Here is an 11,917-nt window from a genome sequence, read left to right on the forward strand (position 1 = left end):
TGATGCTGTGGTAACTGATTCGAATGTGTGGGGAGATCATTCTCTGAAGACGAATCCACTCACTAGGTCGAGGAACTCGGCGATATCCATCTGTCGGGCAACCCCTCCGGCTGGGTCTCGGAAGAAGACCTTGGCCTTCGTGACTTTGTCAACGATGACGAAGTGGCCTGGTAGGCTGCCGATACGCGCAATGTAGGAACCTCGCGATGCCAGTCCCCTGACCTGCGCCTCCGTCAGATATTGCATCCCCCCCCGCCAGCCCGACTGGAACTTGTTGAGATTGTCCGCCAAAAACTCAGGCCTGAGCCCTCGGTACCATCCTGACGTCAAGTTGGACTGGTAAACCTCGATTCCAGCCTCCCTCAGCAGCTGGACACCGCAGGCTGGCCCGCAGGTGTTCTCAGTGAGCTGAGCAACCATCGCTCCAGGCTTGCCTGCCGCCTTGGCGCTTGCTCCCGCAGGCCCCAGATCGATGCTGAGCCGGCGCGGAAGGGAAGTGGATGAAGGTCGCAGTCTGTTTGCCAGTCCTGCGCCACTGCGGCCCATTGAATAGAGGGAAAGCCCCGACGAAAGCGTGTAGAAGGTTGCTTTTCCTGTTGCGATGAGGCATCCGCCGACAGCGCCGCTCCCACATTCCGACTTGGCCTCCATGACGCTCTCGCCTGCGGAGACGAACGGAATGAACTCATTAGCGGCGAAGCTGGCTGCGGCGAGTTTGCTGACAGGGGCGTACCTGTCATACGCCGCCGACGCATTCAGCATGCTGTCGAGTTGCGAACCAATGAGGGCTTTGCCTGCGCGGCAACCCAGATGTGGTCCGCAGGGGACCATCTCCGAGCTTTCGTTAAAGGTCGCAGAGGCCTTGGTCAGAAGGGACGTTAGGGCTGACGTGGACGAGCCGGAGCTCTGCCCGATGTCGTTCGTGTGGCGCGCATCGGGCTGGGCCTTCGCATCGTCGAGGGTCTCGACGCTGGGAACCTTGAGGTCGATGCTGGGCAGATACAAAGAGGGCCCTGGCGCGGACATGTGCCGCTCCAGCGCGCTCATCATCATGCTTTGGTTTGACTGTGGCGCCCCCGTCCAGCCGCCGTCCCATCGGCTCACAAGTCCTCCCACATAAGGCGCGAAGCCACTTGGGTCCGTGTATCGCGTGGGATTGTTCAACACGTAGGAGTAGGCGTTGTGCGCCTGCGCTGAGCCCGGCTGGGCGATGACCGGGTCCACGCTGAGGAACTTCATCAGCCGTGGGTCATAGATACGCCCACGCATGTTGATGAGGCCCAGCTCGTCGTCATGCTCATGCCCTGTGAATCCCCTTCGTGCCCCGAAGTGGCCTGAAGTGAAGGACTGAGCCAGATTGCTGGCCTGCCTCCTGGCCCCAAAGGGCTCATACTTGATGCGCTCAAGGACGGTGCCCGAGGCGTCGGTGACGGTGTCAGGGCTGCCCTGCGGGTCGTTAAGGAAGTAGCGCGTGGACTCCGTGGTGGAGCCCTCATCCCAGGAGACCTCGGCGATGACGCCCTCGGGACTGGGGATGTTGAGGATGTGGGTGGTGGTCAGCCCCTTCTTGCGACGCTGATAGAGGCCCCCGAGATAGACGGTCTCCTCCTGGCCGTCCGAGGAACGCTTGCGGACGCGGGTGCCGGAGGCGTCGTAATCGAAGAAGACGGTGCCACTCGGCGAGGTAACACTCTCGGGGAGGTTGAAGGAGGTGTACTGCGTCGCGCGAACCAGGGCTCCCTGGCCATTGCGCGAGGCAATCTGGTTTCCGCGATGGTCGTACTCGTAGGTGAAGGACTCAGCGCCAATCTGGGCTTGTTTGACCGCATGAGGACCTCCTGTGGTGCCAGACGTGTAGTCGAGCGTGGCGGAGGGCTCCGAGCCGGCGACGGGAGCGCGGCTGAGCATGTTGCCGAGCTTGTCGTACTGGAATTGGACGTCGAGGTTCTGGCAGTTCTGCTGAACCTTCCAGCGCTCGAGGCGGTCGAGCGCGTCGTAGGTGTACTTCTGGGTGATGCCGAGTTCGAGGTCGTGACGCGCCGAGAGATTGTCGTTCTCGGTGTACTCGTAGGCGAGCCGCTGGATGTGGGTGCCTCCGCGCCTGGCCTCCGTGAAGCGCAGACGGCCCTGGGTGTCGTAGCGAAAGAGGCGTGCGACACCATTGCCATAATGGGCTGTCTTGAGCCGGCCCATGCTGTCCTGCTCGTAAGCCCGCCAATAATTGGTGATGGAGTTACTCGGGTAGATGCTTGACAGTTCCCCTCGGTCCGAAAAGGAGCGGTTGATTGAGAAGAGCGCGCCATTGATCGCCGCGGGATAGGTGAGGCGTCTCATTCGGCCGTAGTCGTCGTACTGCCGGCTCATCACGAGTGTCTCGCCGCCCACGCGCTGCGCGAGGTCCGTCTCGCGACCGAAGGCGTCAAAGATGTAGTCCGTGATGACGACCCCACTGGGGTTGCCGACAGGGGTACGAGTCGCGCGCGTCAGGCGGCGCATGGCACCTGGCCCGTCGTCGTACACATATTCCAGGCTCTCCTTCTGGTTGGTGGAGGAGAGGACGCGACCGAGGAGGTCGCGCTGGTAGGTGGTGGTGATGCGCCCGGTCGCGCCCGTGGCTGCATCTGACTGGCTCTTGAGCTCGCCGAAGGCGTTGTAGTGGAAGAAGCGAGTCCCTTCGTTGAGGTCGACGGTGCGCTCCAAGCGACCCCCAGTATCGTAGAAGAGAGCGTTACGGTTGCCAGCCGGGTCGTCCATGAAGTCCAGGCGGCCGAAGGGGCCGTAGGAATACGTCATGGTCGCTTCCTTGGAGGTTCCCACGGCCTCGGTGGCATGGGTCATCAGTCCACGGAAGTCGACGAGCGTCTTCTTCACCTGGCCGAGCGCATCTGTAGACATTGCCTGCGAGGAATAGGGCGCGGGCGCGGAGTAGTTGAAGCTCTCGATGAGCTTGCCAGAGAGACCCGTGGTGCCATCTCCGAAGCGGCGAGCAGCGACTCGGTTGAGCGCGTCGTACTCGTAGCCTTCCCACGTGGCTTGCTCGTTGCTGGTTCGGGGCATCTCCCGCTTCACCACGCGCCCAAGGACATCGTAGGTGACGGTGGAGGTCACCGTTTTGCCGTCGAAGCGCGCGGACTGGGTCGTCACCGGACGCCCCATCGCGTCGAAGCGCGTAACAGTCTCATCCTTCACGGAGGCGCTCGTGGCCACCTCGGTCCGATGCTGTGGTAGGGGACCGTTCCATTCGTAGTGCGTCTCGACGATGGACTTGTTCGCGGGTGCCACGGAGGGCCCCTGGTACATCGGTGTGACGATGCGCTGGCGGCCGAAGCCGTCGTACTGGAAGCGCATGTGGACATCATTGGGGTCGGCCGTCTGCGCGAGGACTCCCAGGCCCGGATGGAAGAGATATCGCCAGGTGGCGCCCTCGGCGTCCGTGGTGGTCGTGAGCTGCGTCTGGTCGAGGCTGTCGTACGTCACCGACTCGGTGCGGGTGACGCCGCTGCCTTGCTGTGACACCTGTTCGACGAGGCCCTTGGTGTTTCGGGTGAAGAGTGTCTTGAGGTACGTCTCCGAGGTGGAGGGTGTCACGGCCTCGCCGATGAGCGACGGCTCGTGCTCGGCGCTTTCAACCTGACCGCGCGAGTCGTAGGTCACCTGCTGCGTGCGAACGTTGGCGGCATCGGGCTGTCCCAAACAACCGACCACGGGAGCCCTGGCGCAGGACATCCAGGACGTGGTGATGGTCCAGGTCCCCTGGGGAAGCCAGGTGGTGGTGTTGAAGGTCGGCACGGTGACCGTCTTCACCTGCTCGGTCGTGCCCGCCCCGTGGATGAGCACCGTTTGCGAGAGCGGGGTGCCGTAGTCATCCAGCGAAGTGAGCGCCTCCGACTCGGAGACCACCGTCGCGGAGCCGTTCCTGATTTCGCGAACCGTCTCGACAATGCGTCTGGCGTACTGCCGGTACGTCGAGGCATGGACCTCTGGCGTGCGGATATAGAACCACTGCCGCTGCGTCTGGATGCGCGTGTTCGCATCCGTCGGCACTTCGACGAGCTCCTCTTTGGGTAAGTGTGCCAGGGGCGCTTTCGCAAGACGGTTCGAGCCCTCGACCGTCGTCCTGTTGTCGTAGGTCGTGGTGGTGCGAGTCCCCGTCACCTCGTCGATGACGATGCGCTGCCCGAAGCCCAACCAGCCCAGTCCTCGTGCATCTGAGAGGCCATCTCGATAGAGGTGGCGCCAGCTCTGCACTCGCTGCTCATTGGAGTTGATGGACATGCGCGATACGACCCGCATCGTCTCTGGCGACAGCCGAAGCCACGGCTTCGCCGACGTATCCGTGTAGCTCTTGGCGTAGAAAGGCTCGCTTGGTGTGACAGCGCCGTGCGGGTTGCTCTGGGCGAGCGACGCGTACTCGAACGAGTAGCTCAAGCCGGAGTAGCCCTGGTAGGTGGCGAGCTGGATGTTGCCGTGCACCCGCTTGAGTTCGTCCACGGGCTTCTGCCGCCGCGCGATGCGCAGCTCGTTGCCCACGCGGTAGGTGAAATCCAGGATGCCGTCGTTGTTGACGTCGATGACCTGAGACCACTCCTTGTTGTCCCCGCTGGGGACACTCGACAGGGTCATGAGCTGGGTGAAGTCACCCTGGGGACCCGCGAGCAGCAGTTGGACTTGAGAGCCTGGGCGGAAGATGGCGAGGTCCACGCGGCCATCGCCGTCGAAATCGCCGTGTTCCGTCTTGGCGTTCAGCAGCACGGTGCTGAAGTTGCTGGGAAGCACCGTCTCACGCACCTCGGTGAAGCCCCTGCCGGTGTTGAGCTGGACCAGGAGTTTGAGCGTCACGTCGGTCGCCTTGAGCTGCCCAAGCGTCACAGCGTCCTGGAGGCCGTCACCGTTCACGTCGATGAAGTCGAAGGTGAAGGCGAACAGGTTCAGAAAGACCGGGGCAAAGTTGGGTGGCCTGCGCAACGTGGTCGGTACGACCTTCAGCTCACCTGCGGTCGAATAGCCTGACGGGACCTCCCGGAAGCTGACCGCATCCAGGAACATGCTCGGGCTCGTGCTCGGGCCCAGGCCCACCAGGCTCATCTTGCCGGTGCCAGCCAGATCCGTTACCCGCAAGCCGAGGCGGGAACTCTGGTAGATGAGCGACTCCGACATGGGGCTCGCCCTGGTGCTGGGCACCATGGGCGGTCTGAGTGTCGAGGGCGGAATGGGATTGTCGATGACGACGCGACGCCTGACGGAGGGGTCCGGATAGTTCGGATTATTGAGATCATCCTCATGTCGCCCCACCCACACGCGCTCATTGCGCCGGTCACCATCCAAATCCAGCCAGTACTGCGGATTCGGCTCGGAGCCGACTACATGCGTCTCATCGGACAGGTGATTGACTTGATGGGCATAGACGGGAGTGAAGAAGGGGCTGCCCCGGAATACCCCCCACAAACACGAGAGGCCGACGACGGTGGATTGGCCCAAGCCATCCCAGTCCGTCACCATGGGATACAGATTGCGGTCTTCGCGGTCGCCGCAGAAGTGGTTCGCGTCCCCTCCGCCGACGGGGTTCCCATCATTATTGAAGAAGGGATCCCAGCGGACGAGGCCGCTGATGTCGGAAAGGTCGAGCGTAGTGGAGGTGGCGTCCGGGTACTGCAGCAGCCGCATCCGGTCCTCCCAGTGCTGCACGGTGTTGTCCGTGGGGAAGCTGGAATCGTTCTCGTCGATGAGGACGGAGCCTGTGAAGTACGCGAGGCCCTGCCGGCCGGCGCCCAGCCCGAAAGCATTGAGACCCGTCCCAGACTTGGCGTTACTCACGTTGACGGCAGGGAGGGAGTCGAAGTCCCAGGAGCCCTGTTCCCAATCGAAGCGAATGGGCGTCTTGCAGATGTCGCGGCCATCGCATTCGCGCAGCTCGGTCAACAGGCTGCGGCGACTGACCGCGCCTTGGTAATACTTCATCCGATAGTAGCGCAGCAGGACAGTGGTGACCGTGCTGCCACCAGGAGCGAGGCCCGGGCCTCGCATGTTGATGCGTGACAGCCTGAAGTCGCGTCCGACCTTCACTCCCGAGAGGTAGCCGGTGAAAGTATCCGGCCGGGACTCGTATTCAAAGGTGACCTCACGTCGGCCGTCCTCGACGGTGACCTCTGGCGACTGAGTCTCCGGGTTGACGCCTTCGCGGCGGAAGCTGGTATAGGCAATGCGTTTCGGGCGATGCCAGGCGACGGACGTCTCGTCAACGGCGGGCGCCTGTTCATAATACACATCCATCTGGTTGCCGAAGCGGTCCCTGATGGATGCGAGCGCCCAGGTGATGGTCGCTATCCCGTTGTTTTCAATCGAGATGGTGCCGTCGACGTTGCGCTTGCGACCGGAGTCGAAGCCCCGAATGAGCGCGTCCTCTCGTTGCGTCCCATTGACCTGGGTCGTCTTGCCGTAGGTCCGGATGAGTCCGTCTCGTCCCCGCACCTCGAAGGTCTCTGGATTGGCGGGACTGTTGCCTTCGGGGATGCGGATGGATGCGTAGGCATCCTGCTCTGTCTTGAACGCACCTGTGCCGCCAGCGGGCACCAGTCGCTCGCCGTCCAGACAATAGACTCGCTTGTAGAAGTCGAGAGTGTCGGACCCCGTCGCGAACATCCAATGGCGGAAGTCCACGGCCTGGAGCATGCCGTCGCGCGCGAAGGAGTTGGGACAGAGGGTGATTTGAGACAAGCCCGCCAGGTTGAAGCCCGGGCCGAGCAGTCCGTCACTGCCCTGGCTGTGATGGACGATGGAGAGCGAGGGCTGGAGGCCCGCGCGTCCTGGAGGAGCCCAGAGCGGAATCGAAACGGCGGCAGAACCGTCGGCCGTCACGTTCGCGGTGAAGGGGGTGATGCCAGGTGCTTCGGGCGTGGCGGAGGTGGTGTCGAGAATCGTGTCGGGGCGCAGCTCGAAGGGAATGGCGTCGAGCGTGGCCCGGGCGCGCGCGACCTCCAAGGCGTCGCCTCCTTCCGGAGGTGAGCCCGCGGGCACGCAACTGCTTAGCAACTGCGTGCCGTAGAAGAACAGCATGAGGTTCGCCGCGAAGCGCTTGAGGCGCCCCGGGGGACGTGAGGTTTGTGAGTGGTGTCTCATGATGGAGATTGTCGAAAGGAGAATGCGGGGTTATTGGCACAAGGACTGGTCACAGACGTTGCCTTCGTCCGGAGTCCCCGAGCAGTTGTTGTCGATGCCGTCGCAGACCTCAACGGAGCCTGGTTTCATGTCAGCCCGGGTGTCGTCACAGTCCCCAGGAGTGCGGGATGTATTCGCTGGTTGTCGACAGGCGCTCTGGGGCTCCCAATTGGCCCCATGACCATCATGGTCCTGGTCCGCGAAGAACTGGACCCATGTGGAGGTGTTGCTGTTGTCGTCGGGCCAGCCGTTGCAATCTTCGTCCAGATCGTTGGCACAGACCTCGGGACGAGGTTGACCTGGAGTGCAGACGCCATAGTCGCCCCATTCGCACACTTCCCTTGGCGGTTTGCCGTCTCTGGCTTCCTCGTACCAGCACGCCATGGCGCATGCGGGAACGCTGCGCATGCATGCGCCGACGCCACAGGTCTTGGGTGGAGCGTCGTCCACCTGCCCGTTGCAGTCGTTGTCGAACTGGTCGCATGACTCCGGCTCAGGAGGGAACGGGGTGCAGGTCTGCTCGGTCCCGTTGACGCAGGACTGGACGCTGGCTGCGCAGGCGCCCACGCCACAGTGCTTCAGAGCCCCTGGGTGCACCGCCGCGTTCGCATCGTTGCAATCCAGGCCGCTGGAGGAGGCTCCCGCGGGTACATTGCAACTGGCTCCAGTCGGGGCTCCTGCTCCATGACCGTCTCCGTCCCCATCGCGATAGAGCGTCAGCAGGACGCCTTCGTCCGTTGTTCCGTTACAGTTGTCGTCCGTGCCGTTGCAGACTTCGGCTCGAGGTGCGCCCGGCCAGCAGGTGTTGGCTCCCCAGGTGCAGACCTCGATGGGCGGCTTCCCGTCGCGCGACTCCTCCAGTTCGCAGTGGTCGGCGCAGGCAGCGACTGTTCGCCGGCAGAAGCCCACACCACAGGAGACAGGTGGCAGGTCATCCACTTGCCCATTGCAGTTGTTGTCGACCTGGTCGCACACTTCCTGCGTCGCGGGCCTGGGGATGCAAGCTGCCTCGGCGCCGTTGACGCAGGCCGGGACGCTGGTGGCGCAGGCCCCAATGCCGCAGGACTTGAAAGCACCTGGTTTGACGGATGCCGAGCCATCGTTGCAGTCGGTGGCGTCAGTGACGTAGCCAGCGGGAATCCCGCAGGCATCCTTCCAGTTGCCGGCAGCTCCGAATCCGTCTCCATCCGCGTCGCGGTAGTACCGCACCCATTGCCAGAGGGAGGAATTGCTGTCGTCACAATCACTGTTGTTGGTGACCCACCCCTGTGCAAGACAGCCTTGTCGTCCGGGGCCGGCGCCTTTTCGGTCCCCATCCGCATCTCGGTAGAGTGTGAGGAGGACTCCCTCGTCGATGAGGTCGTCGCAGTCATTGTCGAACCCGTCACAACGTTCTGGTTCGCAGATGTCCGGAGGCGGATCGCAGCCGTTACAAGCCATGGGGGACACGGCTGCTCCAGCATCCAGTGAGGGCGCTGTGGCTGCCGGTGCCGCCGCGAGCGTGGGAAGGGCGATGATGATGGCGAGCAGTGCCAGCCGATAGGCATGGAGGCGCCACAGCCGCTTAGCGGCACAGGAGGGTCGAGGCATGGTGAGCTTTCAAGGCTTGCGAGAAGTTGTCTCGCGAGACGCGTGGCTGTAGACCGAGCCTGGCTGGCTCTTGCAGGTGAGTGGCTCGGTGGGTGCCGGGTGCGTTCGCGGAGTCCACGTGTTCTGCAATGGACGCGCCGAAGGCTCGTGGAGGGGCCTGTCCACGTCGCAGGCGAGCAGTCCGTCCACGAGACGGGACCTGCATCCAGCCCACGTGGGATGGCTGAATCGGCCGCGCGATGGGGCCGAGATGACCTGGGGTGGACCTTCCAGGATTCCGGCGTTCCTCAGCGGCTCCCGAAGCTGGAAGGGGTAACGAAGCCTTCTGACGTGCTCATTCGAGAGATGGAATGGGCACGGGCAATGAGGGGCGAGGTTGCTCGCTCAACTGCTCGAATCGATGGAGCCCTTGCTTGCCCTGGGCGGTGGCTCGGTGTGGGCGCCAACTCACACGCAGGTCAGCCGCTGTACGGGCCGCGCGTAGTGGGTCCTCACTGCTCCTGATGTTGGGGGCATAGGCCTGAGCTGGAACCGTGGCCTGTGTCCTTCCTGGGAAGGAGAAGGTCGCGCGACCTGGAAGACCGCGAGCCCATCCTCAGCTACCTCGGAGCCGATCTTTCATCCGGCATGATTATCGAATCGTGTTCGCATCCTCTTCATTGTGCAGGTCGAAGACGGTGCCCTTGCCATGCTTCTCCGCAAGAAGCATGTAGGCCTCTTCAACGTCGGTTGCCATCACGGTTACCCGCAGACCCGGCTCAGTCTGAGCGCTGCCCCCGAGCTGGATGATTGCTCGGTACTCTCTCAAGTTCTTTTTGGTCATGTCCTGTCTACTTGAAGGGTGCGAGGCAGACATCACAATAGCAGCAGGTCCTCGCTGATGGACTTGAGTTCCGAGAAGCGAAGGCCGTTGTAGATGAGCTTGCCCGCGACGCGTGCCGCCGCCTCGGGGAGGTCGCTGAGCCGCACGGGGGCCGTGGGTGCGGCGGTGAGCCGATAGGGGCCGCCGTGGAACGACGAGTCGAAAGCATAGAGCCCTCGCGCAGCCATCTGCTGCCAGGGGTCGCCCGGTTCGGAGAGTTGGCCAGGTTCGGGGACCGGCGCCGTGCTGGGCGCCATGTGCCGGATGATGGAAATCGCCTGGTCGTGTGCGTCGACATCCTGGAGGAACGCGTCCGGCGCGTAGCCGCCGCCAGCGGTGCTGAAGAAGCCCACGAACCCGTCCTGGTCGCAGGCCAACCAGTCATATTCAAATCCCTGAATGGAATCCTGGGTCTCTTGGCTCATGGGGCTTTCGTGGCGGGCAGCGGCAATGAAGGTGCTTCCCAGTATCACCTTCTAGAGAGCGTAGCGGACCGCGTACTCGTGGCGAAGAGTGCCTCGATACCAGTCATCAAGAGATTTGAAGACTTGAGTCGGCTCACCTGTCCGCTGGTCGAACCATGCGAAGCGCCCGTCGATAGGATGGAAGGCGGAGAGACCAAGACCGACATGGAAGACGACCCATCCGGGTGCGAGCCCGGCCTGTCGATAGCTGGAAGTGACGCTGTCGATGTCGTCGCCAGTCGCAGGATCGCCAACGGGTGAAAGAAACGTCTCCGTTTCAAACGCCTCTCCTCCTCCCGTCGACGACCAGAATCGCAGCAAGTCCGTGGGGACACTTCCGTGTCTCCCTGCCCAGCGGAGGATGGTGTCTTCGGGGAGGGGATTCCTCCAGCGGAACAGCATGGGCCGCTTCACGGCATCTGCTTCGATGGCGCTGGTGGGATGCAAGGAACTCCTCTCGAAGGCTGACCTGTATCTAGCGACCAGCATACGCCCACATGAGTCCATGCCAGGGACGTTCTTCCACCTGGCACCACCTCTATGGAGGTCGACCTCAATGGGACGGCAGGTGCGGCATGCGATGCGCGCCTGCCCTTCGCTCACGAGCGTCGTTGACAGGGCTTCAGCGCATTCCTCCAGGCTCGAAGCGGGTGAGGAACACCTTGAACTGCAAGGAGACGAAGATGGGGCGCGGAGCCACCAGTGAGGTTCGTGCGAGCATTGCGAACATGGCCTCGTCGGACTCGATGGGGCGGATCTCCGTCATGCGCTTGCGCCGATGCTCCAGCGCCTCTGCGGGGATTCCATGGGCTCGGAGCCGCCGGAACTCCACGTTCGTCAGCTCGGGGTCATTGCCGACGCGGCAGCCCACGACGAACGGCGCTCCGGGCTTGAGTCGCCGGGTCACCTCCCGCAGCAGCTCAATGCGGGCTTCCTCGCCCTCCACGTGGTGCAGCACCCCCATCATCTGCGCGCCGTCGAAGGGTGGGCCGGGAGGCAGGGTTCGCAGCTCACCCACGTGAAGGTGCGTCCGAGAAAGCAGGCCCTCGGCCTCCAGGCGCTTACGGGCGACGTCGAGCATGGCCTCGGACGGGTCCACGCCCGTGAAGCTCCAGCCGGGAACATCGAAGCGCAGATAGGGCATCAGCTCCGTGCCCGTACCCATGCCCACGAACAGCAGGGAGGCAGCCTCCTGTCCGTCGAGCTGTGCGGTCAGCGCGCTGACACCGAGCTCATACATGGCCTGGGCGCCAGCGAGGTTGATGGCGGCCTGGGCGTCGTAGTGGGCGGCTCGGTCGGCGCCGAAGCCCGGCACGATGTGGTGGGCGGAGTGAGTGAGGTGTTCATGGGCCATGACGTGTCCTCGATGGGCCCGCTGAAGGCGGGCGATTGTTCGAGGATGCGCGTCGGCAGGCCAGTCCGGTAGGGCGGGGATTCAGGCTGAATCGGCGGATTGTCTGGACGGTGCGGGCTCTTGGCCTCTGGCTGCTTCCCAGAATCGGTGCCAGTGCTCACGTCTTCCCACGGATGGGCGACCGGAGGACGGCATGGGAGGACGCCCATTGTGCCTACCCCGAGGAGGAGGGCCCGCGACCTGGAAGATCGCGAGCCCAGCCTCAGCTACTCCAAGCCGAACATTCAGCCGGCAGGGTTATCGAATCGTGCTCGCATCCTCTTCATTGTGCAGGTCGAAGACGGTGCCGTCGCCATACTTCTCCTCGAGAAGCGTGTAGGCTTCGTCACCGTCAGTTGCCATCACGGTGACCTGCAGACCCGGCTGAGTCTGAGCGGGGCCCTCGAGCAGGATGATTGCTCGGTACTCTCTCAAGTTCTTTTCGGTCATGTC

7 protein-coding genes are annotated in these 11,917 nt (G+C 63.3%); all 7 read right to left on the reverse strand.

Annotated features, from left to right (window positions below):
- Window positions 1-36 precede the first annotated feature (36 nt).
- The 7 genes from HUA75_RS16290 to HUA75_RS16320 all read right to left on the reverse strand — a co-directional run bounded on the left by HUA75_RS16290 (window position 37) and on the right by HUA75_RS16320 (window position 11,914).
- The gene (locus HUA75_RS16290; RefSeq protein WP_174486903.1) at window positions 37-6,855 is read right to left on the reverse strand and encodes an RHS repeat-associated core domain-containing protein; all 6,819 of its coding nucleotides are present in this window, start codon (window positions 6,853-6,855) and stop codon (window positions 37-39) included.
- Window positions 6,856-7,146: 291 nt separating this feature from the next.
- The gene (locus HUA75_RS16295) at window positions 7,147-8,595 is read right to left on the reverse strand and encodes a putative metal-binding motif-containing protein (protein WP_174486904.1); all 1,449 of its coding nucleotides are present in this window, start codon (window positions 8,593-8,595) and stop codon (window positions 7,147-7,149) included.
- 781 nt (window positions 8,596-9,376) lie between these two features.
- A complete protein-coding gene (locus HUA75_RS16300) occupies window positions 9,377-9,568 on the reverse strand; it encodes a hypothetical protein (RefSeq protein ID WP_174457859.1) in 192 nt (63 codons plus the stop codon).
- Window positions 9,569-9,600: 32 nt separating this feature from the next.
- A complete protein-coding gene (locus HUA75_RS16305) occupies window positions 9,601-10,032 on the reverse strand; it encodes a hypothetical protein (protein ID WP_174486905.1) in 432 nt (143 codons plus the stop codon).
- Window positions 10,033-10,083: 51 nt separating this feature from the next.
- Window positions 10,084-10,518, reverse strand: a complete 435-nt coding sequence (locus tag HUA75_RS16310; protein ID WP_217446087.1) for a hypothetical protein — start codon at window positions 10,516-10,518, stop codon at window positions 10,084-10,086.
- 175 nt (window positions 10,519-10,693) lie between these two features.
- Window positions 10,694-11,425 carry a class I SAM-dependent methyltransferase gene (locus HUA75_RS16315; RefSeq protein ID WP_174486907.1) on the reverse strand — a complete coding sequence of 244 codons (732 nt, stop codon included), beginning with the start codon at window positions 11,423-11,425 and terminating at the stop codon, window positions 10,694-10,696.
- A gap of 297 nt (window positions 11,426-11,722) precedes the next feature.
- Entirely contained in the window at window positions 11,723-11,914 is a 192-nt protein-coding gene (locus HUA75_RS16320; RefSeq protein ID WP_174461015.1) for a hypothetical protein, read from the reverse strand.
- Between the last annotated feature and the right edge of the window lie 3 nt (window positions 11,915-11,917).

It is taken from the genome of Myxococcus sp. CA040A (assembly GCF_013336725.1).
GTDB classification, from domain to species: domain Bacteria; phylum Myxococcota; class Myxococcia; order Myxococcales; family Myxococcaceae; genus Myxococcus; species Myxococcus llanfairpwllgwyngyllgogerychwyrndrobwllllantysiliogogogochensis.

Excerpts from the sequence above, each read along its gene's own strand:
- HUA75_RS16295 (WP_174486904.1), bottom strand. The coding sequence starts at position 8,595 with ATGGCTTGTAACGGCTGCGATCCGCCTCCGGACATCTGCGAACCAGAA.
- HUA75_RS16320 (WP_174461015.1), bottom strand. The coding sequence starts at position 11,914 with ATGACCGAAAAGAACTTGAGAGAGTACCGAGCAATCATCCTGCTCGAG.
- HUA75_RS16300 (WP_174457859.1), bottom strand. The coding sequence starts at position 9,568 with ATGACCAAAAAGAACTTGAGAGAGTACCGAGCAATCATCCAGCTCGGG.
- HUA75_RS16305 (WP_174486905.1), bottom strand. The coding sequence starts at position 10,032 with ATGAGCCAAGAGACCCAGGATTCCATTCAGGGATTTGAATATGACTGG.
- HUA75_RS16315 (WP_174486907.1), bottom strand. The coding sequence starts at position 11,425 with ATGGCCCATGAACACCTCACTCACTCCGCCCACCACATCGTGCCGGGC.